The 21,626-nt window shown below is 49.7% G+C and carries 21 protein-coding genes; 14 read left to right on the top strand and 7 right to left on the bottom strand.

What is annotated here, in order from left to right:
* Positions 1-14 precede the first annotated feature (14 nt).
* Positions 15-917, bottom strand: a complete 903-nt coding sequence (locus tag J7E41_RS20510) for a DUF6685 family protein (RefSeq protein WP_251029594.1) — start codon at positions 915-917, stop codon at positions 15-17.
* Positions 918-1,103: 186 nt separating this feature from the next.
* Between J7E41_RS20510 and J7E41_RS20505 the strand changes: the two genes are divergently transcribed.
* Positions 1,104-2,693 carry a hypothetical protein gene (locus J7E41_RS20505; protein WP_214995671.1) on the top strand — a complete coding sequence of 530 codons (1,590 nt, stop codon included), beginning with the start codon at positions 1,104-1,106 and terminating at the stop codon, positions 2,691-2,693.
* 154 nt (positions 2,694-2,847) lie between these two features.
* Positions 2,848-3,657, top strand: coding sequence for a DUF5677 domain-containing protein (locus tag J7E41_RS20500; RefSeq protein WP_214995669.1), 810 nt, complete (start codon positions 2,848-2,850; stop codon positions 3,655-3,657).
* 105 nt (positions 3,658-3,762) lie between these two features.
* On the opposite strand, the gene J7E41_RS20495 is transcribed toward J7E41_RS20500, so the two are convergent.
* Both J7E41_RS20495 and J7E41_RS20490 read right to left on the bottom strand, forming a co-directional pair.
* On the bottom strand, positions 3,763-4,938 hold the full coding sequence (locus J7E41_RS20495) for a reverse transcriptase family protein (protein WP_214995668.1): 1,176 nt from the start codon (positions 4,936-4,938) through the stop codon (positions 3,763-3,765).
* A gap of 195 nt (positions 4,939-5,133) precedes the next feature.
* On the bottom strand, positions 5,134-6,306 hold the full coding sequence (locus J7E41_RS20490; protein WP_214995666.1) for a phosphoribosyltransferase-like protein: 1,173 nt from the start codon (positions 6,304-6,306) through the stop codon (positions 5,134-5,136).
* Between the two features lie 716 nt (positions 6,307-7,022).
* Here J7E41_RS20490 and J7E41_RS20485 point away from each other — a divergent pair.
* The 5 genes from J7E41_RS20485 to J7E41_RS20465 all read left to right on the top strand — a co-directional run bounded on the left by J7E41_RS20485 (position 7,023) and on the right by J7E41_RS20465 (position 10,764).
* Entirely contained in the window at positions 7,023-7,502 is a 480-nt protein-coding gene (locus J7E41_RS20485; RefSeq protein ID WP_214995664.1) for a hypothetical protein, read from the top strand.
* Positions 7,503-7,915: 413 nt separating this feature from the next.
* Complete coding sequence (locus J7E41_RS20480; protein ID WP_214995662.1) at positions 7,916-9,271, top strand: S-type pyocin domain-containing protein; 1,356 nt, start codon at positions 7,916-7,918, stop codon at positions 9,269-9,271.
* On the top strand, positions 9,268-9,525 hold the full coding sequence (locus J7E41_RS20475; RefSeq protein WP_214995660.1) for a bacteriocin immunity protein: 258 nt from the start codon (positions 9,268-9,270) through the stop codon (positions 9,523-9,525). The genes J7E41_RS20480 and J7E41_RS20475 overlap by 4 nt, the downstream gene beginning before the upstream one ends.
* Positions 9,526-9,800: 275 nt before the next feature.
* Entirely contained in the window at positions 9,801-10,370 is a 570-nt protein-coding gene (locus tag J7E41_RS20470; RefSeq protein WP_353049414.1) for a hypothetical protein, read from the top strand.
* Entirely contained in the window at positions 10,360-10,764 is a 405-nt protein-coding gene (locus tag J7E41_RS20465; RefSeq protein ID WP_214995658.1) for a hypothetical protein, read from the top strand. Before J7E41_RS20470 ends, J7E41_RS20465 begins: the two co-directional genes overlap by 11 nt.
* Positions 10,765-10,814: 50 nt before the next feature.
* Here the strand turns inward: J7E41_RS20465 and J7E41_RS20460 are convergent, their stop codons facing one another.
* Together J7E41_RS20460 and J7E41_RS20455 are read right to left on the bottom strand one after the other, a co-directional pair.
* On the bottom strand, positions 10,815-11,687 hold the full coding sequence (locus tag J7E41_RS20460; RefSeq protein ID WP_214995656.1) for an ImmA/IrrE family metallo-endopeptidase: 873 nt from the start codon (positions 11,685-11,687) through the stop codon (positions 10,815-10,817).
* A 14-nt stretch (positions 11,688-11,701) separates the two neighbouring features.
* On the bottom strand, positions 11,702-12,073 hold the full coding sequence (locus tag J7E41_RS20455; protein ID WP_214995654.1) for a helix-turn-helix domain-containing protein: 372 nt from the start codon (positions 12,071-12,073) through the stop codon (positions 11,702-11,704).
* A gap of 214 nt (positions 12,074-12,287) precedes the next feature.
* Here J7E41_RS20455 and J7E41_RS20450 point away from each other — a divergent pair, with 214 nt between their 5' ends.
* From J7E41_RS20450 to J7E41_RS20440, 3 genes are read left to right on the top strand one after another with little or no spacing between them, the layout of a single operon-like run.
* Complete coding sequence (locus J7E41_RS20450; protein ID WP_214995652.1) at positions 12,288-13,037, top strand: multiubiquitin domain-containing protein; 750 nt, start codon at positions 12,288-12,290, stop codon at positions 13,035-13,037.
* Positions 12,973-14,199 carry a ThiF family adenylyltransferase gene (locus tag J7E41_RS20445; RefSeq protein WP_353049413.1) on the top strand — a complete coding sequence of 409 codons (1,227 nt, stop codon included), beginning with the start codon at positions 12,973-12,975 and terminating at the stop codon, positions 14,197-14,199. Before J7E41_RS20450 ends, J7E41_RS20445 begins: the two co-directional genes overlap by 65 nt.
* The gene (locus J7E41_RS20440) at positions 14,196-14,651 is read left to right on the top strand and encodes a DUF6527 family protein (RefSeq protein ID WP_214995648.1); all 456 of its coding nucleotides are present in this window, start codon (positions 14,196-14,198) and stop codon (positions 14,649-14,651) included. The genes J7E41_RS20445 and J7E41_RS20440 overlap by 4 nt, the downstream gene beginning before the upstream one ends.
* Positions 14,652-14,752: 101 nt before the next feature.
* Here J7E41_RS20440 and J7E41_RS20435 read toward each other — a convergent pair whose 3' ends face one another.
* Complete coding sequence (locus J7E41_RS20435; protein ID WP_214995647.1) at positions 14,753-15,682, bottom strand: hypothetical protein; 930 nt, start codon at positions 15,680-15,682, stop codon at positions 14,753-14,755.
* Between the two features lie 217 nt (positions 15,683-15,899).
* Here J7E41_RS20435 and J7E41_RS20430 point away from each other — a divergent pair, with 217 nt between their 5' ends.
* From J7E41_RS20430 to J7E41_RS20415, 4 genes are all read left to right on the top strand, one after another.
* A complete protein-coding gene (locus J7E41_RS20430; protein ID WP_251029593.1) occupies positions 15,900-17,507 on the top strand; it encodes an ATP-dependent nuclease in 1,608 nt (535 codons plus the stop codon).
* The gene (locus J7E41_RS20425) at positions 17,500-18,570 is read left to right on the top strand and encodes a UvrD-helicase domain-containing protein (RefSeq protein WP_214995643.1); all 1,071 of its coding nucleotides are present in this window, start codon (positions 17,500-17,502) and stop codon (positions 18,568-18,570) included. Before J7E41_RS20430 ends, J7E41_RS20425 begins: the two co-directional genes overlap by 8 nt.
* 127 nt (positions 18,571-18,697) lie before the next feature.
* The gene (locus J7E41_RS20420; RefSeq protein WP_214995641.1) at positions 18,698-19,657 is read left to right on the top strand and encodes a hypothetical protein; all 960 of its coding nucleotides are present in this window, start codon (positions 18,698-18,700) and stop codon (positions 19,655-19,657) included.
* A 68-nt stretch (positions 19,658-19,725) separates the two neighbouring features.
* Complete coding sequence (locus tag J7E41_RS20415) at positions 19,726-21,030, top strand: hypothetical protein (RefSeq protein ID WP_214995639.1); 1,305 nt, start codon at positions 19,726-19,728, stop codon at positions 21,028-21,030.
* Positions 21,031-21,140: 110 nt separating this feature from the next.
* Here the strand turns inward: J7E41_RS20415 and J7E41_RS20410 are convergent, their stop codons facing one another.
* On the bottom strand, positions 21,141-21,560 hold the full coding sequence (locus J7E41_RS20410) for a hypothetical protein (RefSeq protein WP_214995637.1): 420 nt from the start codon (positions 21,558-21,560) through the stop codon (positions 21,141-21,143).
* Positions 21,561-21,626 lie beyond the last annotated feature (66 nt).

Below are 21,626 nucleotides of genomic sequence, written 5' to 3'. Positions count from 1 at the left end.
AGTCCGACAACAATTTACTTGGTGCTTAGATTCTTGAGATAGATCCCCAGGTCTTGGAACCCGGTCTCATGCAGAATCTTCGCGACCCTGGCCGACTTTTTCTCCGCCTTTGGTAGAAACACCGCACACTGCTCTGTGTAGGGACGAGGAAGATCCTTCCAGTAGTAAGTGGCCTGGAAGTTCCTCATAGCCTCGTGGAAGCCATTTTGGTGTTTGTAGTGCGATGACATCACGTAGATGTCGAAATCACGCCTAAGGCTTGCCAGGGCTGCCTGGTTGATGCCATGAACGTGGTACTTACCTTTGAGCGGCACCTTCGCGCCGATACGGGTAGCTATGTACTTAGCTGCAGCAAAATGGTGGGAGCCGCCGCTGTTCATCAAGAAAACTCGACCATCCCAAGACCAGGTCTGAAAGAAGTCATGATCCACCCGGCTGATGATTCGAATCTCATCCCAAGCTAGGTTTTCGGAAAGCTTCTCAGCAGTGATTTCATTGATCATCTCTTTGGAGTTACGCTCGACCATCGTATCCATGCTTTTGAAGTGGCGTAACTCTGACTTGGAAGCGGAGAAACCATCGACATCTTGAATATCGCAAACCCAATCAGGGCACTCCTGAGTTGTACCAAGGTTCAACAAGTCATCACGGTGAAGATCAATAGAGCCGTAGTTACGATGTGAGCCTGGAGAATAACCCCAGCCGTTCAGTCGGCGGCGGGTTGGACGGCTGCGCTCGTAAGGCAGATCACCGAACTCATTCCACTTCACGACCTCGCAAGAAGAGATCCCTTTGTTATGCTCAACCAGGTGCGCGTTAAGACCTTGTTCTTGGGCGATAAGATTCACTAGGGATGATGGATATCCAAGATCTTCTCGGATCGAATCAAAGACAAATTTTGCCGCTTTTCTCAGCATGCCTGTTTCCATCATGGAGTGGATGATGGCTCTAGAATGCATGTATCCGCTTATCGTCGCCAGCGTAATTGATGCCAACACTATGACGTTTTTACTGGAGGTAGATACAGGATGGCCCTAGGCCGCCTCTGGCCTGATTCGCAGGTATAATCCACCTCATGTCGAGCACGAAGTCGGATACTTGATTTGAAAACTGCGAACAAACGAGATGAGTTTCTCCAATCGACTATCAACGTCCTGCGCCTGAGGACAGGAAGCCACTGCTCCAACCCAACTTGCGACGCCCCAACCAGCGCACCCTGCGGCGCTCTGGGGATCACCAGTGAAGGGGTGGCTGCCCACATTCATGCTGCATCGCCGGGCGGCAAGCGCTACGACGAGAAGATGACTCGCGAAGAACGCATGCACTTCGATAATGGCCTTTGGCTCTGTGCCAATTGCTCGATCATGATTGACCGCGACGTCGATCTATTCCCTGCCTCAAAACTTAGGGTCTGGAAAACCCAGGCAGAAAAGCGGGCCATGGAGCGACTCGGTAAAAAACCACCTTCCCCCGATGACGGTATAGCCCTGCTGCTTCAAGCTACCACACAGATGCCTTCCAAGACCTTCCTGGCCAATGCCATCACCAACGTTCATCGGGCCAATGAGATATACCTCGAAGGCCTCGACAATCGTTTTAGTGTCACTTCCAGCCTGATCAAAGGCGTTTCCTGCTTTGAGATCAACGCGAAGGAATCAGTGGATGTCCGATTCAAGGTCAAAATGAACGCAAGCCCCGGCTATCTGGATGGATACCGAGCGCTCATTGATCATGGGAAATCACTCGAGATAGATATCTGTGACACCTCCGTGGAGGGGTCGAAACTGCTCGAACACATATTCTCTGCAGAAGATCGGAATGTAGGAAAACTTGTTTTAACCCCAGCGACCCATCACGTGCTGGCGCGGATCGAACTCATAGACCCAAAGACGAACATGGTAGATTTCTTCACTGAAATGCCGGGCGAGATTACTGCCGGCAGAAAGTCCATGCGCTTTGAGGGGCAAGCGATGGAAGGCTTAATTAACATCAGTTTCAACAAGAAATTCACCAGTGAAGGGGGCCCCCAAACGCTTAAACTCAACCTTGATCTTAATCAGTGGGAAAGCTCGCCTCTATGCAGGCTCCCCTACCTGAGCAAAATGGCAAAGCTCTATGAGCGGCTGGTTGCCGGCTGGGAGCTTTCCGTGATTCTTGAACTCAAGGGAGAGGTTGTCTTCGGCGGAGTGAGTCAATTTGGGTCGTGTGCTTCAGAGATCAAGCATATGAATGCCCTACTGACTTACACAACGCTTGCAAGAAGCGTCTCGATGTTGCTGGGGAAGCAAGTTTATTTCACCCGGCACGTTACTTTCACGAGCGCGGACATAGCGGATCTTGATGATGTTCGTCTTACTCTTGAGGGGCTCGGTCAGATTCCGAGAAAAAATGCAAAAAAATCGCTGAGCTTTGATGTCATCTACGACAGCAAACTAGAGCAGATCTCCGTATTCAAATCTGGTGAACCTATATCTATGCGGTTTGTTCAGAATGAGGAAGATGCCCTAGCTATCTTCGGTCAACTCATTCGACTACCTAAGCTGGTACTCTACGTAAAAGGAGTTACCATCAAGATTAGAAATAAGTCGACTCAGTTCAAAGATGGCGACCCTATAAGTTTAAGGCTGAAGCCCGTTAAGGAGTTTTCTATGGTGAAGCGTTTTGAGGTTGAAACCGTTGGTTTAATGGCCTGAGAATCTGAGGAAGACCATTCGCGTAGGACTAAGCGGCGGCCTTCCTAGGATGAATTTTAAGAGAGGGCTTAAAGTTTCTTTGATGTGTCGCTGCTCAGTTTGGTCTGAACGTTTATATCGTTCGCTGCGGCGCTAAGTAGTTGAAAGGGATTGTATGTGTGACGAAAGTCTTGTAAAAATAATTGATCGGTTTCTTAGGTTTCAAAATGAATGTGCTGATCTTGCTATAGAAATAGCAGTGTTGCATAGAAAAGCTGAGCCTAAACTTGTTGCTATTTGTGGCGGTCTGTTTAATTTTATGGCTGCGAGAAGCGAAGCTGTTGTTGAGCTGATAAAGTTGGGGGCGATATGGGATGCTCAAATATTAGTGCGCCCTATAATTGAGGCTTATGTCAAAATTTGCTATTTGTGTTTTTCTCCTGTGGATAAGAGGCTTGGGCTTTGCGAAGAGTATGAGCATACCTTGTCTGTTGTGAGTAGACTAAAACAACATGATAAGGCCTTTCGAACTCTTGACAGTATTCCAGGCAGTCACGATCCTATGCTCGAGGCACTTATTCTTTCAGAGGATATGTTAGCGGAGCTTAGGCAACGTGTCCCAAAGGACGTGAGAAAAGACGTTGAGTCACGTTGGGGCTTTACCAGAATGGTAATGACTATCGATAGGCAGTTGAAGGAAACGTTTAACATATCACCGTTGTCGTCGATGCTTCATACTTACGGAATGTCTAGCCATCTTATCCACGCTGATGAAACTGGATTAGGAACGATCCGCGCTCGGGACAGGCTTGAGGAGCCTAAGCTTTCTGCCGTCGTGCAATCGCATCGAATAGCTTTACTAGATATTATTGCTGGTACGGCAATGCTGTCGACTCTGGCGGTAGCTTGGGCTGCGCAAATTAAGCTTGTGGATGCAGTTCTGTTAACAGAGACCTATAAAAGTGTTCATGGTGGTTCATATTGAGTGTTAATGCTCTTCAGATAGGTCTCGCCCTTTATTGTTAGCTAGGATGATGATCCGATAGAAGCAGTGGCGTGCTAGCTAACTCCTTTACCATGCATCGTCGACTCATAAACTGCCAGATACGATGGGCTCATCAGTCCAAGGGGAGGTAACTTGGTGAAATTGAATCTTAAACTCATCCCAGCGGGCCGTATCTACATCTTTAACAAAGGCAAGAAGACCCCGAAGATGCTCGTAGAGACCGACAGGTGACTTAAACTGCTCATGTACAGACACCGCGTCGAGACCATACACCTTGATTGAGTGAAGCAGTCTATCTACTCGCTTAAATGTAGCCTTGGAAATGCGGGCTTTCTCTCCGTCCACCAGAAGACCTAAAACAATTTTCCGAGAACCAGGCCCTGCAACATGCATCTTTCCAGTATTGTTCCGGAAACCACACTGGGAGATTATTTTTATGACTGAACGCTGAATATATCCTATTGACGTTTTCTCGGGCAAATCATCACTTGTGGAGAAAGTTATGTCGTCTGCGTATCGAGTATAAGTCAATCCATGCTCTCGAGCGAAAGTCTCTAACTTTTGGTCTAGCTTAAATGCAACCAGATTGCTTAGCATTGGGCTTGTTGGGGCACCTTGCGGTAACAATCCTAATTTTTCATTGTGTTGATTATAGAATCTATATTTTTTATCTTGAGTTTCTATTCCGCTTTTATTTGGCTTGAGTAAATAGTGTAGATTACTTGGCATGCGTGTAGTTGTACACAGTCGCGCCATTTCGAACGCTATTAGGTTGCGATATCCTGCGTTCAAAAAAACCTCGAACACATGTCTTTCATTTATATGATAAAAAAAATCGCATAAGTCAAATTTAAAAAGCCATCTTGCTCCGCAATGAATTTCTGCGCATTCACGCACGCCACCACTTTCATGGAATGCATAAGAGCAGGGGTGGGGCGTAAGTTTTTGCAGGATTTCAGAGTTTATAAATTTTTGAACAAATGCAAGATCATCATTAATTACATGGATGAATCTTTCACCTCCAGAACTTTTTTTGATGGAGTAGATTCTAGAGTTTTTGCGCTCTCTACCTCGCTCAACAGTATCGCGCAGTAACGTGTGACTGATACCTGTTATTTTTGCTAAATGATTGAGCGTGAAAACGACAGGTAGATTTTTGCGCTGGAGTACGCGTGCGTATTGACGCAAGTTAGTCGCCTGCTGCGTGCCTAACTTTGATTTAGCTTCCATATATAGTTGATGCGCTGACCAGGAAACCATTTACCCTCTCCTTTAGGCCCAGGGGGCCACCAATGCCGTGGATTTCCGAGACCTCGACGGTCAGAGTTCACGGCATCGGTGGGGCGGCTGGCCGCCCCAAACGTCAGACTATTCCAGAGATGCCTATCCGGTATCCCCATCGATCTAGCCAAGGCTATCTCAATTCACCCTCGCATGAGGGCGGCTAAAAAGTTCCTAGTCAGCGCACCATGAGCTGGGAATATACATGGTTGTGTCCCAAATAGTCACCTTCTCGTTGGCTTTATCTTTTCTCAGCTCATTTCTTCCCGCCCACGCTAATCTATTGTTGTCAGTGACTAGCTTCAGCCTATGGGCTTTAGATAACAGAGCTTTAGCATAAGGTATGTCACATGTCAGCCGCTCAGACAACGTATCAATACTGGAAATTCCAATCTTGATAAGCTTTAACAATCGGATTATATCTGGGGTGACTAAATTCTTTTGGGATGATGTATGAGATGCTTTGCTATCAAGTAATGGTGGAAGCCACTCAGAGATTGCACGGCGGGGGAAAAGTGCATGCCATTTTTTTGAGTCGCTCCACAAAATTCCAGGTATGTTATTAGGAACGCTGTGATGAAAAATTAAGTTTGCCATCACTTCGCCGTACCCCAGGCGGTATTTTGACGACACTTTAGTGACTTTTTTGCATAGCTCAAGGATCTGTTCATAATTGTCCCCCCAACGTGATTGAGGGTGGCTCTGACTATATACGACTTCACTTTTGAAGCTGATTTTTGAGGATTTAGGGTATGTCCGCTTGCTATGATCCGAGCCGCAAACTTTGGAGATAATATATTTTTCAGCTTGACGTTGTCTCGCATAGCTGAGGATGTGGAACCTAATGAGCCCATAACTCCACCAGCTCAGAAATGTTGTGTTTCTCAGCATGGAGTTTATGAAGTTAGATACCCGATCTCCACTACCAATTGAGTCATCTATAAGAATAATGCTATGAATTTTATTTTTGCGTAAAACTTTTAAAGATGGGTGATCAAAAAGCGACTCTCCGATAGCGCGCTTAGAGTTCGAAATTAATGAATACACTAGATCCTCGCTACCTTGAGACTCACCAGGACGGAGCGCAATATCGCCTTTCTCATCCCACAGTGAGGAATTTTTAGGCAGCTTTCTTACGGAGTACATTGCGTGCTGCTCGCCTTTAGGAAGGTTGGAAACTGCAGATCTAAGCCAGCCCGCGTAGGTGTCGCGTGAGACAAACTGGAGACGGCTGAGCATCATCTTCGCGGTAATAACGTCTATTTCAGAAAACTGCGACAACCAACCATCTATATGTAAAGAGCTTTCGATTGCGTCAAGAGTGAGTTTCTTTGGTTTGAACCTCATTATGTATAGGCCTCGCTAGGCTCATCTCCGCATAGAAGTACATATTCCACTCCAGTATCGCGGCTGACCACTCGTAGGCAATTCACCTCCGGCCAATCTGACTTCTCTGAATCGGAACACGACTTATCGACTGCCTCCACGGCACTCGATAAGCCCCTGTTTGTTGATGGTAGCGTCAATGCACCAGTCAGTGTCATATGCCTCAATCCTTCGCATTCGGAGCTGCTCCCCTATCGTCCTTGATCTAGATTTCGTACACCAGAGGGCAAAGTGATCAATTGGAGGTGATAGGTGACGATATTGACTGGGTGTTGTGCCGGATCGGTAGCTTGGACGGTCTGCAGTGGCTGCGTGTCTGATTCGAAATATGCAATATTAACCAGGGAGACTTGAGGGCTCGCAGCAACACTGGATTGCTGCGCGTGATGAAGACGCGGCTCTGCGACCTGTATGCTGACGCGGGCAAATCCTTGAGCTCCTCGCTCTTGTGACCGAGGTAGGCCATGTCCTAGCTGATGTTGCTCCATGCTGCCTTCTGCATGCTTGGTGATGTTTAGCATTGTCGAGATATGGGATACATGGCGCAACCATCATAAAGTGCCCGCTGGCCCCTCAAGAGTCGAGAGCAGAGCTTTCCCCCCGGTACTATAATTGTAGGATTTAGGTCAGCCGGGATCCTGTCCACACTGCTGGCCGTTTGTCTGGTGGAGGTCGTTATGGCCCGTACAATCCAGCAAAAATCGAAAACTCGGCGAGGCCGGCCCCGGCTCGAAACGCAACGTACCCTCTATCAAATTAAGCTGTCCGGCTGGGATTTTACGTGGTCGTTCAGCCTAGCCCTGCCCAATAATTCGAGGGCTAACGAAGGTCATTATCATGAGCATATGATTCTGACTCTGAAGGGTGAAGTGCTCTACCCGGAGATTTTCAAATACCCAGGGGTCGAGTGCCAGCTCTACGCAGATCCTCGATTGTCGCAAGACAAAGAGCCTCCAAAAGGAATAGGGTCGATGACAGCAAGCGGGACACGGTTGGTTGTATATATAGCAGTGCCCCGCGAGCGGATGGATACCTTGACCGGTGTGGCCGACCGACTTCTTTCCCTAGAGTTGAACGCTACCCCACTGCATTACCGCCGTGCGTTGGTTATGTCGATTCATTTGGGTACAGAGCCAGAGCCAGAGCCTGATTGGTGATCCCATTGCTGGCTTAACTGTATGTCCTCTAGATGGGGGCAAGCTTTCGCGATCTAGCCCCAGTGTTGGTCGATTGACCTCAATGGGTAGACGAGTAATCGCTCCGATCAAGGAGACCGTGGCCACCTATAGCCCAAGCATCTCCACCAGAAGCTGGAGAATCAAAGCTGGCAGTCGGGCTCCGTGCATTGCACTGACTTGAACACTCATTTGCATGTATTGGCTCGCTGGTGAGATCCCTCGGCGCGGCCAATAGCCACCATTCAAAACCTAGCGTAAGAGCGGTTATCCTGCTCCCACGCATGACATGGAAAGGAAAGCGGAGCATGGCATTTAGGACTTGTCCTACAGCCTGCACCAGTGCTTCCCGGTAACGTCATTCTGCCCCAGCTACAGGCTGGAATTCCCCAAGGATGAAAAGGAAGCTCAACGTGAGCGGATACGTACCAAACCCGCCAAAGGGCTACCGCAACAGCGGCGTAGAACCTGTTGATACCCATGCCCAGCGTTGGGCGGAATACAAAGACCTTCCACCGAAGGAAGACGCCAAGCCCAACACCGTGGGCTGTGTGTTCGCAAAGAGCTGCGACCTTCCTGACGGTGTGATCGACCACAAGAAGCCAGCCGGGTTTATCCCTGTCGAGAAAGTGGCCAACTACGGCGAGTTCGCCATTCTCGGTGGTCGTGAAACAGATGCAGACGGGAACATTCCCCTTAAAAAAATTAGTGGTAGTGCCTTACCTACTGCACTGGGAACACTGCTATTAGGCGGAGCAGCCACTGCTGCTAGCGTGTCCTGTGGTGGCCTCTGCAGCGCTGGAGCTGCTGTTGCTACTGGAACTGCTGCAACGGGGGCGAGTGCTACTGGCGGTGCCGGGGTAGTTACTGCTGGTGTAGCTTTTGGAGCCTTGGGGGGACTGGTTACATTTCTGTGGCCATCGAGTTTGGGCGACAGCTCTCTGTACACAGAAGAACAGCTCAAATCGCTAAAGGAAGGCCGTACACGCGTTCGGCTGCACGTCGAACAGCAGGCCGATGGCACCTTGAAAGGATACGGGTACAACACCCAGAAGCGCACCGACTGGGAAATGATTCCTGTAGTCCAGTTCGTTGACCAAGGCTCCCAACAAGTGGCTGACTTCGGTGAAGGCATAACCCTCATATGGACACCAGCCGTTGACCCATCCAGTACCTCAGGAATTCCACCGCTAGAGGGTGCTCCACAAGCCCCCCAGATTTGGATTTATCCGCCTACCGAACAGGCAGATAGCATCATCGTCAGCCCGATATACCCCGATCAATACAAAGACTTCATCCTTGTGTTCCCGGCTGGATCTGGTGTTCAACCGTTGTACATTGTTGTTAGCGCCCGCCACGAATCAGGCGTTGTGACTGGTCAAGGTCAAGACGTGTCAGGCATATGGCTTGCAGGTGCTGGCGCCGGACTTGGTGTACGGATCCCCACGAGAATTGCCGATCAATTGCGAGGGCAAAAGTTTAGGCGTTTCGACGATTTCAGAGCCGCACTCTGGACTGCCATAGGCAATGATTCAGAACTATTAAGCCAGTTCAAACCCACCAACCAAGGCAAGTTACTGAACGGCAAAGCACCATTTGCCCAAAGGCCCGAACACAACGGGGAAAACGCTCGCTACGAAATCCATCACATCGAAAATATTCAGCATGGCGGTGCGGTTTATGACGTGGACAACCTCACGATAGTGACGCCGAAACGACACGTAGAGATTCACAGGGAAGACAGACAATGATTTTGAAGAACAGCGTTTCAGATTACACAGAACAAGAGTTCGTTGAGCTGCTTCAACGCATCATCGGGAACGATGCAAGCGAAGAGGAAGAGAACAAGCTTGTGCACCACTTCAACACCATCTGTGAGCATCCAGCAGGCTCTGACTTGATCTTCTACCCAGAAGACGATGCAGATGATTCAGCCGAAGGTATCACTCGCACACTCAGAGAGTGGCGTGCTGCCCAGGGCTTGCCAGGGTTCAAAGGTGAATGACATAAGAGCGGTATTCCTTAGGGATTAGCCCCCGTTTTTTTGGGTGCTGCACACGGTTATGCACCAACCCAAGAGAGCAAGCTGGAAGCCCGCTCACAACAGAGGACTGTCATCCTGCACGGCGGTAAAACTGATGGTGTGAGCGAGCGACGAGGATTGTACCAGTAGCCAGTTTCTTGGCGGGGATTCAGCACAAGCTGAAATTCACACATGCACATTCAGACATGGGTTGATTATTAGGACTGTTGAGTTCCAGTCTAGCCAAGGAGAATAATGTGCTCAGTGTGGTAGGTTCGACACTTGAGGGATTGCCGTCTGGAGAGAATGAATCGGTGAAGCTATTCTTGGGCTGTGAGTTCACGCAGCTCAACCAGGGCACGAAGCTGATTTCGCTGGCATTGGTCTCGGAGGCCGGCGACGAGTTTTATGCGGAGCTGACCGACACCTATCAGGTCGAGGACTGCAGCGACTTCGTAATCAAGAACGTCCTGCCGCAGTTGGATCCGCCCCGCTATGGCATGTCACTCGTGGAAGCCCAAGCTTCACTGCGGGCTTTCCTTGATGGTATCGAAGGCCCGCTAGAGATTTGCTCAGACGCGCCGGATTGGGACTGGGACTTCTTCTGTCAACTTGCCTACGTGGATCACCGATGGCCTAGCCATGTGGTGAACAGGCCGACGAACCTGATCCAGCTACTCAGACATATCGAGGCAGACGACATTCGAGACGTAGCACTCCCTGAGTTTCCTCACCAGGTGCTGCTCGATGCGCGATTACTGTCAGGACTTTACCGACGTCTACCAACGACCTCAAAGCAGGCTGGAGGTGATTGCGATGACTTCTGATGCAGAGCTACGCCATCGTGAGGCCCAAAGGCGAGAAGCACTTTGGATGCTTGCCCACATCCTTCCTGGAGATGTCAGGGCGCTCGATGTGCTGGACGTTCTTGACGATATTGAGCTGCGAGAACGGCTTGATACTGGGTCAATGGAACAGCCTCTCAGCGTTGAGGAGGTTCTACGTTTCGTACCGACTAAGTCACACCCGATAGGTTGCCGCATCGTTCGCGAGTCGAGCATTCCACAGCCGTGGCGTGAGCGTTTCCTACGTGCCAGCGTGGGATCAACACGTGTACCGGAAGGGCTATACGCACGCGATTGGGATAAATTTCTTGTCGAATGGCAAAATGAAATGCGGCATCTAGAAAAGCATAGAGCAGCTAGAGGCAAAAATAATTAGAGGGGCAGCGGGCGGCTATCTGCCATGGCGCCTAGTTTTGTGGCCATCAACTACCGGGGTTTAGACCACCCTGGGTATCCGTCGAGCTCATCTAGAAGACCATCGTCGTCATCGCGAGATGTGCGATAACCACTCGAAGCCTGGCGGGGGTCAAGCTCCTCGAATATGAGGATGGACTGAGTCTGCTTCGCAGGGGCGTAGTAGGTTGCTTCCTCGTAGCAGGCGAATCGTCGGGCATCATCACTACTACTCCAATCCAAGCCTTCCAACTCTGCGGTAAAGAGGCCTCCGAGACCTGACTTGAGAGCTTTGGCTGCAGCAGAGTTACGTGGCAACTGGATTTCTTTGGTGATCCAGATTCGCGATTCTCGAAGAGCTTTTGAAACTATTGAGTATTGGACGACGCCATCCTCGGCAATGACGAATGCCAGATGATCTTTTGAAGCTTGGGCAAACCGCGATGCGATACAGGAGCGGGATGCTTGGAATTCAATCGCTAATTCCGCGAGGTGATCCAGAGTGAACTCTCGCTCTACTGCCAGCGGTTGTATCAGTTGCCAAGGAACTAGGCATTCAGCGGCGAAAACGTCGCAGAGAACTTCCTCCGGGGGGCGCCCAGTGAAGCATTCAAGTTCATCTGAAGGCACCTTTTCACCATGCTTGGACGGTAGTTGAAGAACGTCGTGTGCGATCTCATGAAGGATGGTGAAACGCTGCCGGAGTGGGCTGTCCTTCTGATTGACACAGATATGTTTCTTCCCGCGTCGATTGAAGGTATTGCCGGCTTCACCATCAGCTAACTCCTGACGTGATATGTGGAAGCCCAGTGAAAGAGCAAGCGCCTCAACATCAACAGGTGCCGTCGTGACCCCTGCGTCCTTCAATAATTTCCGAGCCCGTGAGATCGCAACATTTTCGTCCATGAAGCTCCTCGTCGTTACATCTGCTGAATGAGTTCGATCCGCTTGAGCCAGGCCTCTTCGGTGTTTGGACGCTCACCTCGGAAGCTCATCGTTGCTACGTCTTCAAAATCTTCCCACGGGATGTCCATGCGGGAGAGCATAAGGTGGTACAGCGCGTTCTCAATGGTCACTGGCTTGGCCAGCAGTCGAAACACTTCACTCTCTCGTTCATCCAGCTCAAGCGCTTGGCTCAGCCGCATGACGACATCTTCGGACGGAGCTGCCCGGTCTCCCTTCTCTAATCTCCATATGTAGGCGTGATCCAGATCGCCGGCCCGTTTCTCCAAGTCCCGAAAGCTTAGTTCTTTTCGTTCACGCACAGTTGCGATGAACTCACCCAAATCCATTTTTTTTCTCCAACCTCTTGCATTGCCCAGGAGGGCGGGAGTAGTCTGTTGCCTAGCCAGACAACAGCTCGCGATTCATGACCCAATGATAAGCGGCTTTTTTTTGAAGTCCACTGTTGTCTGTCTGGACAACGACCCGAGGGTCGTTTTTTAAGAGCGGTGGTGTTGTCTGTGCAGGCAACGGCTCATTTGGTTCACTTTCGAGGATTTGTCCATGACACAGTTGAACGATTTAGAAATTGAAGACGTTGCCGCCGCCGTCTCGACGGGCCGCGAGGTGCGTGACCATGGCCCGTACAAGATTCAGATCGGCAATGAGGGGCTGGAGTACAGGCTACTGGTGATCGCGGATCCTGTTCCAACCGGTCAGCAGGTGCTGGACGCTGCGGAGCTTCGCCCGGTCGACGAATACCTGCTCTTCCAGGTACTCACCAACGGTCACCTGGAGCTGCTCAGCCCCAGTGAGACGACTGATTTGCGCCAGGCGGGTATCGAGAAGTTCCTGGCTTTCAAGAACGACCGCACGTTCCGCTTCTTCATTGACGGGCGTGCACAGGATTGGGGTGGCCAACGCATCTCTGGGCGCACCCTCAAACAGCTCGCTGGCGCCGATCCGGTGAAGTACGACATCTTCCTGGTCGTTCCAGGCGATGACGATGAGCTGATCGAAGACCGTGATCTGTTCGATCTGGGGCGTCCGGGTGTTGAGCACTTCGCTGCGGTGGAGATCAACATCAAGGTGTTCGTCAACACGTTGCCCGTGTTCGTTCACTCGCGCTACCTGAGCTACTGGGACGTTGTGCGGCTCGCCTACCCGGAGGCGGAACCGGGCCCTAATTCCCACTTCACCGTGACTTACGCAAAAGGTTACGAAGGTAACTCGCTCACAAACCTGGTTGATGGCCAGCACGTCCATATCAAGAAGGGGATGCACTTCAATGTCACACCAACTGATAAGTCGTAGTCCTCACCTCCTGCGTCTGCGCAACGAGGGATACAACCTCGATACCATGGGGCCTTATCTTCTGGTTCGAGATGTACCCTACGTTAATGCTCAGCGTCAGGTATGCAAAGGCGTGCTGGTAGTTATGCTCGATCTGACGGCAGATGTTGCGGAGCGTCCGAACGACCATACGGCACATTTCATTGGTGACTGCCCTTGTGATTCACAAGGGCGTCCCATCGAACAGATCATCAACAACAGCCAGACGAATCAGCTCATGACTGGCTTGCAAGTGAACCACTACTTCTCGGCCAAGCCTCGGTCTGGCAACTACATCGATTACTACGAGAAGGTGTCGCTTTACGTTGCGATGCTCAGTGGGCCTGCCGCAGCCCTCGAGAAGGACGTCACAGCCAAGATCTTCGCACCCATTCGGTCGGAGGTTGAGGAAACGGTCTTCGCTTATACCGATACGGCGTCTGCACGAGCAGGCATCGGAATGCCAACGGAGAAATTCAAAGGCTTGAAGGTAGCCGTGGTGGGGCTGGGCGGTACCGGTGCCTACATCCTGGATCAGGTCGCTAAGACCCCGGTCGCGGAGATCCACTTGTTCGATGGGGACGTGCTTCAACAGCACAATGCGTTTCGTTTTCCAGGCGCGGTGCCCTTCGCCACACTGGAGCGGGCCCTTAAGAAGGTAGAGTACCTCTATGAAATGTATGCCCACCTGCACCGTAAGATCATGCCCCATCCATGCATGATCACCGCGGACAATGTGGGTGAGCTTCGAGCCTTCGACTACGTGTTCCTCAGCGTCGATAACACTACGGTGAGGGAAATGGTCGTGCGAGAGCTGCGTGGTACTCGCACATCGTTGCTGGACGTTGGGATGGGCGTGCACCTGGTTGACGAGTCACAACAAGTATGGGGGATCTGCCGGGTGACGACCCTCACTCAGGAGCATCATGATCATGCAGCTCGCACACTGCCGTTGACCGAAAATGCTGCAGAGGATGCTTACCGATCGAACATTCAAATTGCTGACTTGAACGCGCTCAACGCGGTGTTGGCAGTTGGGATGTGGAAACGGCTCTGCGGCTTCTATGTCGATAACAGCCAGTCCGATCATTTCACCTACTCGACGAACCTCAATGAGATGGGCAACAGCGAGGAACGGCAATGAAGATCAAGCATCTCTCACCTCACTTCGTTGAGCAATTCCCTGAGCGGTTGGAACCTGGCGAGCTCTACCTCGCAATGGAGTTCGCCACTGCGACGCACCTATGCGCCTGTGGTTGCGGAAACAAGGTGATCACTCCGTTTTCACCAACCGACTGGCAAATGTCCTTCGATGGTGAAACGGTCTCGCTGAAACCCTCCATCGGCAACTGGACATTCCCGTGTCGGTCTCATTATTGGGTACGATTAAATCGCATCGAATGGGCGGGTGACATGTCCCAAGAGGCGATTAACGCCGGACGCATGCGAGATGTACACGCTAAAGCACGACGTCAGGCTGATATGACGATGAGTGTTGACGCGAGCCATCAGCCTTTGCAAAACCAAGCCGAAGCACATTCGGGATCGACACCTCCGTCATTGTTGGGCAGGCTCAAAGGGTGGCTTGGCCTCTAAGTTGAGAGACCATGCAAACTATGAGCGAAAAAAGCCGTACTCATTATTACTGGCAGATTTGCATTGTTAAAACCCATAGTGGGGGTCGAATTCAGGAGCGTTTAGACTTTGGTTATTTGTGCCATCAAGACAAGGCTTAAGCTGAGTCGATTCTTCGTAAAAGTCTTAAACCGTCCTTCGTTTGGTGCGGTCGTGGGTGGCGTGGTCGTAGCCTTCCACATACCCAGCACCACGACCTCATCGTCATTTTCTATGCCCTTAAACCAGTCAGTCTGACGAGACCAAATACTGACCTCAAGGCCTACTGCGTTTTCGGGATTTTCAGAGTCGGCGCGATACTTGTTCATCCTGAGGTTCAGGACATTCTTGGCCTTATCATCACCCATACAGCGCCGAACACTCTTAACGTATCCATGGATGGCAATCGGGTGCTGTGTAGTGTTTTGGGAGACGGCGTGGAAAGCTTCCATATGTCGCTCTGTTTCAAAGTAAAACTGCCGCCAATTAACAACGGTATTGCCTTCAAACACGAGCTCTAGGTGCTGCTCAACGTCGTTATCACTTGCGCACAGCGCTCGCAGTTTGAGTGCCCGCTTCGCCGAGTTGATGTAAGCAGGCAGCTTGTTGGGCGACGAGACGTAGGTCTTGCTGGATCTGGCCTTTGGGCCGTCGCCATTTTGGTTCTTCGTAGCCGTGCCGCCCTCCAACGCCTCTTTGATCATTACCAGGCGCATTCGGTATTGGTTACCCTTTACGCTCTCGACGAGACCTTGTGACTCTTTCGCAATCTCTTCGATTTCCTCTTGGACACCGTACCTGCAATTGGCCGCGTGCTCACCACCAGGAAGTAGTCTGAAATACGCAGAAACGAATACAGACTTATCGTGAAGCTCGCGTGTGTGGGACGGGTTGTGGGTGACAGCGACGCCGCATAAGCATTTGAGTGGCTCAGCTCCCATCCCTTTCTGATAGGTATTGGCATGCCACTCATTGCCTGTGCGATCCAGAGCGCTTCCCATCTTGATGCCCATACGAACTCCTTTCCTATAGATAAACCAAGTCTACCCAGGCTCATGTCTGCTGTAACCGCCGATCCACACATTGTTTGGCCGTGGTTATCCCATTAGGTGGGTTCCTGACCCTTGAGACCGACGGATCTGTAGTGTCTACTCGACTGTCATCACGTTTTTCTGCTCGTCAATGAGCTCCGTACCTACGAGCGTCGTCGATACCACTGCCGAAAGGATTATGGCCTTGATCAACAAAATCAAAATTTGTGGTTACCGGATCTACCGAAAATTCACGCTGTCTCCAAATCCTCAGCTCAACATTCTGATCGGCGGCAACGACGCGGGGAAGTCAACGTTGATCGAGGCAATTGGCCTGGCATTGAATGGCCGTATCGGCGGGAGAGGAATACTCGAAGATTTAAATCCTTACTGGTTCAACACCGATTTAGTGGAAGAGTTCGTGGCCGCGAGGCTCGCTGGTAAAAAAGTCGCGTTGCCCGAAATTCTGATTGAGCTTTACCTGGATGGTCGAGATGAGCTTCAGAGTTTATGTGGGGCGATCAACACTGATATCCCCACCAATGCGTGTCCTGGTGTGTCCCTAAGGATTTTCCCGAATGAGGAGTATCAGGACATGCTCGATGAGTGGCTTAAAGCACCTACCATGCTGCTTCCCGTCGAGTATTACACCTATGAATGGCGAAGCTTTGCAGACCAAGAACTGACTAAACGTCCTAGAGCTCTATCGGTCGCGGTAATTGACTCGGGAACTGTGAAGTCCTCAGCCGGCGTCGATTATCACCTTCGTCAAATTCTAAGTGACCACCTTGAACCAGGTGAGAAGGCGTCTATCTCGCTCAGCTATCGCCAAGTCAAGGCTGCCATGACCGACAACGCTCTGGCAGATGTCAACGCTCGACTCTCCAAGCTTGAAGCTTCTTTGGAGAAAGAACCTATGGCGTTAGCAATGGATCAAAGTTCGCGGACGTCATGGGAGGGGGCGGTCACTCCACATGTAGATGATGTTCCTTTCTCCATGGCCGGACAGGGACAACAAGCTACAATCAAGATTTCGCTGGCAATGAAACGCCATACCAGCAAAGCCAATATCGTAATGATCGAGGAGCCGGAAAATCACCTGTCGCATACGAGTCTTGCGACGCTTTTATCTCGAATCGAAGCGCTTTCAACTGACCAGCAGCAGCTGTTCATTTCGACCCATAGTACCTACGTGCTTAACCGTCTTGGCCTGGACTCATTGCTCTTATTGAATCGCAGCACCGCTGCGAAAATCACAGCATTGAGTGCTGATACTGTGAGGTACTTCCAGCGCCTGCCTGGTTACGACACTCTCCGAATGGTGTTGGCCAAAAAGGTGGTACTGGTTGAAGGGCCCTCCGACGAAATCATCTTCGAGCGAGTATTCAGTGACAAGCACGGTGTAACTCCGATGGCCGCTGGCGTTGACGTCATCAGTATGCGTGGCCTTGCGCTTGCTCGTTGCCTAGAACTTTGTGCGGCCATCAAAAAGCAAGTTGCAGTGATGCGTGATAACGATGGCACTGATCCCTCAGAGCTTCGGAAGCCTGTAGAGGGCTGGCTGGATGGAAAATGTCGGGAGTTGTTCATAGGTGAAGTAGCTGATGGCACAACTCTGGAGCCTCAGCTCATCAAATTCAACGGAGAGAAGGCGCTTCGAGCAATTCTTGGCATTCAAGACAAAGCCAGTCTTGAGACCTGGATGATTCGCGAAAAAACTGAGGGCGCAATTCGTATCGCCGAATCAGCTGAAGCCCTCGTGCCGCCAGTATATATGGCTGCCGCAGCGGAATTTATTCATGGCTAATCACCTGACGCTGGCGGTGGCTGGAGGCCGGAAGACGCAGGGTCTTATTGAATACTGCAAAGATCTTCCAGCCGACCGTCGAGTGGCAATCGTTACATTTACCCAGACGAATCAACAGGAGCTTAGGCATAGGCTTTCATCGCAGGTAGGCGACGCCCATAACCTCGAGGTACTGGGGTGGTACACCTTTTTACTACGTCATTTTGCTAAGCCGTTCCTACCCTTTTTCCTGCCAGGAGAGCGTGTGGGAGGGTTCGACTTCGAGGGGTTTCCTCACCTCCAGGCCAAAGGCAAGGCGAGATTCATGAATCGTCAAAATCAGGTCTACGCCGCTCAGCTTGGGAGGCTCGCATTCGAGTTGATTCAGGCCAGTGCGGGCGCGTTAATGCATCGTCTGGAGTGCATATACGATGAGATCCTTTTTGATGAGGTGCAAGATCTTAGCGGTTATGACTGGGAAATCATGCAACGACTTCTTCTCTCAGATATCGATGTTCGTATGGTGGGGGATGTTCGCCAAGCGGTACTTTCCACCAGCCCGCGAGCCCAGAAAAACAAGCAATATGCTTACGCGGGAGCTATTCAATGGTTTCGTGAGCGGGAGGAGAAAGGGTTGCTGAATATCGAGTATTCATCTGTGACCTACAGATGCCACTCTGAAATCGCAACTTTCTCCGATAGTATTTTCGATGAGGGGTGGGGCTTTCCCGCGACAACCTCAGCAAACACTGACAGAACAGATCATGATGGTGTGTATTTAGTCAGGAAAAATCAGGTTGATGATTACGTTGCAAGTTTCCAACCTCAATGCCTTAGGCACTCTTCCAGTTCTGGTAAGGCTTATGCGTTGGAGTTTCTAAATTTCAAAATATCAAAGGGGGCAACCTATGATCGTGTCCTCATTGTACCGACCGCGAATATCGAGAACTTTATAAAGAAAGGGACTGTCCTTGAGGCTACTTCAGCGGCATCTTTTTACGTTGCAGTAACCAGAGCTAGGCAAAGTGTAGCTATTGTTATTGATCAGCCCGGCGACTCAAAACTTCCTTACTGGAATGAATGAAGATTCGAATTGCACCAATTCAATAAACAAGGGGATAGCAATGAAGCCGTTAAGAATATCTCGGGTAATGCTTCCTACTTTGGCCTGTTGGCCCCAACAATCGTTAGAGTCCGACAATGTTTGGTACATGTTCGACTTACAGCTGAAGCTGGACGGGTCAATTGATTGGTTTCTACGTCGTCCAGGTGATGTTGGTTCGGCTCCCTACAGGAATTTGGAAGAAGCATTACTCGACGCTAAATCTACCAATACGAAGTTGACGGGAGTCTTGGATACTTTAGTATTACTACCTGAAGAAAGGCTTTCAATCCGATTGAAGGTGGAGAAAGCGATTATTGCGGAAGAACGCTTGATGAATGAAGAGCGCTGGATGTTGAGTGAAGCATCCCGACGACATGCCAGCGATCCGCGCCCGAGGGCTGAGGATTTATTACTGCCATCTGATTCAGAAGCTCTACGTCAGCCATTATTTAATATCCTTCAGCAATTCCCGTATATACATTTTGCCAGGATTTCTCGATTTGGTATTACCTTGAAACGTAACGGGGATCATGACTGGACTCAGAAAGCAGTTCACAATCGCAAAACTGCCGTTTACTGTAGCCGAGAAAAGGTCGCAAGAGGATTTGATCGGTCTGGTATGGATCACTGGGGAAAGACTAAGGCCGCAATAAGATTTTCTTTGCTACCCAGGGCTAATCAGCTTCTTCATGAAACTGGGTTCAAGTTGATGCTCGACGACGCTAAACGACGAGGACAGCGCGTTGTTGTTTGTGAAGGGTTTGTGTTTTGGTATGAAGATAACGACTCCGTCGGTTGGATAGTCAAGCAAGTAGGAGAATCTGGTAAAGGAAAAGAAGGGCTCACCCTCTGGAAAGAGGGAACAATATCGTCTAAGAATCATGGCCGTATCGTAGTGCTTCCTTACATAAAGGAAAATGGCGAATTCGTGCAAGGACACACTAAGAACGCACCTCATGACGGAAAAGCTAAACCGCGACACCCTGACCATTACGTTGAGCTACCTTTTGAGGTGTTAGATGGGGATTTGATGTACGACCTCTTTGGTCGAATGAAATATGAGTGATTACTCAGTGGCTGATGAGTTACCCAGTGGCGCTTGATCGGTAGAAATTAAAGTAGGAGTAAGATTTGATGAGAGGTAACTCAACTTTTTGTGGTGGAGATCCAAGCTGGGCAAATGCGTGCGTGGGAAACAACGGAAGCCCTAGTTATGTGGAATACTCTAAGGGGTTTTCCACGGCTGCTAATATGCTTCTAGATCAGGTTATTGAGGATGGCGGTATACATTTATATGTTGACGAGTTAATTTACCCAATCTGCTTTAATATGAGGCACTCCGTTGAGCTTAGATTAAAAGGCGCCATTGATGAGTTGTTTGAAATTGCAAAGATTAAGGGGCTAGCTTTTACATTTGACTCTGCTGCTTCACATGATATTGGAAATATATGGGGTGCTTTTAAGTCTGAATCGGAGTCTCTCGATTCTCGATATGTCTCGTTAAATGCAGAAATCAATCAAGTCATTTTGGATATATCATCAATCGATTCTACTGGCCAAACTTTTCGATACCCTGTGAGTAATGAAAGTCAAAAGCATCTGACTGAGGTTTCAATAATTAATATTATTGTTCTTAAAGAAAAATTCGCAGAGCTGGAACGAAGCCTGGACTTGCTCCATCGTCTGAATCTATGGTTGTGTGAAGAATATCTACAAGGGACTTTTACGTCTAAGCTGTCACGTCCGATGCTCTACCATTTAGCCACACATTTGCCGCCAAAAATAGAATGGGGAGATGAAAGGTTTTCAGAAACAAAATCTCATATCAGGGAAGAGTTCAATTTAAGCAGTAATGATTTATCCAAAGCTATACATAAAATCACAGGGCACTATTATCTGGCATCTTTGATAGGTGTGACTATTCCTCTGGCAGGTGTCACAGATAATCAATTAATAAGTTTTTTTGATGAGTGGATAAAGCTGTATCCAGATTCTAGGGAGCAGGATAAGAGCGACGTAGTCGAGCTTGGGTCTGAGAGCATGCTTCAAGAAATTATAGATAGCTTTGCCGTTGAACGTGCAATTTGGGATTCTTTATCTGTAAGTTTGACGCCGGAGTTTCTTGCAGGCATGAAAGCTTTGTTCTATTTTGCGAGAGATAAGGCTTTTGTTGAGTATTATTCTGTTATATATGCAAGCTATTTAAAAGAGTCGCAGATGTATTTCGATAGGGATAGGCAGGGGTTTAAGGAAAGTTTCAGGCATCTTATTAGAAAAACTAACGCGTTAGAAAATGTTCTCGTAACTTTGTTCGCACTTGGGCGCTCTCAGTTGGCAGAGTTGTTGATTGAGCGCTATAGCTTCGCAAAAAACTATTATTGGATTGAAAAGGCAAGGTCAGGGGCGTTGTTTAGATATCCTGACTTTGCCGGGTATTAACGTAATTTGTTTGCGCTTGGGAAACTGTCGCTGTTGTCTCGAGGGTAATAGTTACCAAGCCTAATGTGGGTCAATAAAAAAATTAGTTGAGAAAAAGGGGGTAATGGCTATCAATCGCGCAGAAAGCCTTTTCTGCGAGCAACTGATACATGGTGCTCACAGGCTTCAAGTGCAGCCTCGTAAGAAGCTTCACTCGTCCCCCCCGCTTCCGCAGGGTAGTCTCTGGGCAGTGTTGCCCTAAGCTGAATAAGCTCTGCGAGGGAGTGCACAGCCTGTTGTTCATTTAGAGCTATGATGGCTTCGCACACAGCTACGAGCGAAGGTTCATATCCCTGCTCGCGGTACCAGTTTTCGAGTTCCAGATAGATGCCACGGTGACGAGTATCGAACCCTCCCCAATAGTTTTCCTTACGGAATCGAAATCTATCTGGGTCATAGAGAGCAATCACAAGCTCCTGTATGCGGTATGCGGTGCCGTACTTACCACGCAGCAAAATATCGTCGTACTTCAGATATGGAGATTGTTCCATGAGTGACTCCTGTATTAGGCGTATATAAGCTCTGTGTGTGAAGAAGCGGCTGACTGCGTCATCTCG

The sequence above is a fragment of the Pseudomonas fluorescens genome (assembly GCF_018614655.1).
In the GTDB taxonomy this organism is placed as follows: domain Bacteria; phylum Pseudomonadota; class Gammaproteobacteria; order Pseudomonadales; family Pseudomonadaceae; genus Aquipseudomonas; species Aquipseudomonas fluorescens_BX.
This window is presented reverse-complemented; position numbering and strand designations above follow the sequence as displayed.

Excerpts from the sequence above, each read along its gene's own strand:
- J7E41_RS20490 (WP_214995666.1), bottom strand. The coding sequence starts at position 6,306 with ATGAGGTTCAAACCAAAGAAACTCACTCTTGACGCAATCGAAAGCTCT.
- J7E41_RS20475 (WP_214995660.1), top strand. The coding sequence starts at position 9,268 with ATGATTTTGAAGAACAGCGTTTCAGATTACACAGAACAAGAGTTCGTT.
- J7E41_RS20465 (WP_214995658.1), top strand. The coding sequence starts at position 10,360 with ATGACTTCTGATGCAGAGCTACGCCATCGTGAGGCCCAAAGGCGAGAA.
- J7E41_RS20445 (WP_353049413.1), top strand. The coding sequence starts at position 12,973 with ATGGCCAGCACGTCCATATCAAGAAGGGGATGCACTTCAATGTCACAC.
- J7E41_RS20480 (WP_214995662.1), top strand. The coding sequence starts at position 7,916 with ATGAAAAGGAAGCTCAACGTGAGCGGATACGTACCAAACCCGCCAAAG.
- J7E41_RS20510 (WP_251029594.1), bottom strand. The coding sequence starts at position 917 with ATGCTGAGAAAAGCGGCAAAATTTGTCTTTGATTCGATCCGAGAAGAT.
- J7E41_RS20440 (WP_214995648.1), top strand. The coding sequence starts at position 14,196 with ATGAAGATCAAGCATCTCTCACCTCACTTCGTTGAGCAATTCCCTGAG.
- J7E41_RS20420 (WP_214995641.1), top strand. The coding sequence starts at position 18,698 with ATGTTCGACTTACAGCTGAAGCTGGACGGGTCAATTGATTGGTTTCTA.
- J7E41_RS20430 (WP_251029593.1), top strand. The coding sequence starts at position 15,900 with ATGGCCTTGATCAACAAAATCAAAATTTGTGGTTACCGGATCTACCGA.
- J7E41_RS20410 (WP_214995637.1), bottom strand. The coding sequence starts at position 21,560 with ATGGAACAATCTCCATATCTGAAGTACGACGATATTTTGCTGCGTGGT.
- J7E41_RS20450 (WP_214995652.1), top strand. The coding sequence starts at position 12,288 with ATGACACAGTTGAACGATTTAGAAATTGAAGACGTTGCCGCCGCCGTC.
- J7E41_RS20425 (WP_214995643.1), top strand. The coding sequence starts at position 17,500 with ATGGCTAATCACCTGACGCTGGCGGTGGCTGGAGGCCGGAAGACGCAG.
- J7E41_RS20460 (WP_214995656.1), bottom strand. The coding sequence starts at position 11,687 with ATGGACGAAAATGTTGCGATCTCACGGGCTCGGAAATTATTGAAGGAC.
- J7E41_RS20455 (WP_214995654.1), bottom strand. The coding sequence starts at position 12,073 with ATGGATTTGGGTGAGTTCATCGCAACTGTGCGTGAACGAAAAGAACTA.
- J7E41_RS20415 (WP_214995639.1), top strand. The coding sequence starts at position 19,726 with ATGAGAGGTAACTCAACTTTTTGTGGTGGAGATCCAAGCTGGGCAAAT.
- J7E41_RS20485 (WP_214995664.1), top strand. The coding sequence starts at position 7,023 with ATGGCCCGTACAATCCAGCAAAAATCGAAAACTCGGCGAGGCCGGCCC.
- J7E41_RS20495 (WP_214995668.1), bottom strand. The coding sequence starts at position 4,938 with ATGGTTTCCTGGTCAGCGCATCAACTATATATGGAAGCTAAATCAAAG.
- J7E41_RS20435 (WP_214995647.1), bottom strand. The coding sequence starts at position 15,682 with ATGGGCATCAAGATGGGAAGCGCTCTGGATCGCACAGGCAATGAGTGG.
- J7E41_RS20500 (WP_214995669.1), top strand. The coding sequence starts at position 2,848 with ATGTGTGACGAAAGTCTTGTAAAAATAATTGATCGGTTTCTTAGGTTT.